General features: G+C 38.7%; 1 protein-coding gene. It reads right to left on the reverse strand.

The window, feature by feature from the left end; translation table 11 throughout:
- Positions 1-217: 217 nt before the first annotated feature.
- Positions 218-421 carry a hypothetical protein gene (locus R7Q09_RS27495; protein WP_206926096.1) on the reverse strand — a complete coding sequence of 68 codons (204 nt, stop codon included), beginning with the start codon at positions 419-421 and terminating at the stop codon, positions 218-220.
- Positions 422-558: the final 137 nt, after the last annotated feature.

The raw sequence follows: 558 nt of genomic DNA on the forward strand, positions 1-558 counted from the left end.
GCAATACGAACCATACGCTTACGAGCAAGCTCTTCTGATAGAATACCGATTTTTGCTTTCATACCATCCACACTCCTAATAGTCGCCATCTAAATCGACTAAATAATCGCCGACGATCACATCTAATTCTTTTTTCATTTCTTGGGAAGAAGCAATCAACAGAAGTGGTTCTTACACGAAGTTTCTGTTAGACCACTGATCTTTTCTTTTTCGCGCTTCATTGCTGGCTACTCCCATTTTTTATTGACGCAATCACTTTTAATAAATCGGTCGTGATTGCTGGGCATTTGTCGTTCATAAAAACTGTTACTTCATCACCAAATTTCATCGTTACGATTCCATTCTTATCGACACTTAACAGAGCGAAAGACTGCCTCAAATCAAGAGTCGTGTTACTTCCATTGGTCTTGGGTTCAGTCATTTTTCCCTCACTGCTAACGAGTATGTTTACAAAATGGGCAACAATTGTTACCCCAGATGTTTACTTAATTGTTCTGTTTAACTTTTCAACGATTTCAGTGGCATGTTGAAATATTGCATCCTTTACCAACGCGAACT

Source organism: Vibrio sp. 2130-1 (assembly GCF_033339515.1).

Bases quoted from the DNA above. Each gene is read 5' to 3' on its own strand.
- R7Q09_RS27495 (WP_206926096.1), bottom strand. From the start codon at position 421: ATGACTGAACCCAAGACCAATGGAAGTAACACGACTCTTGATTTGAGG.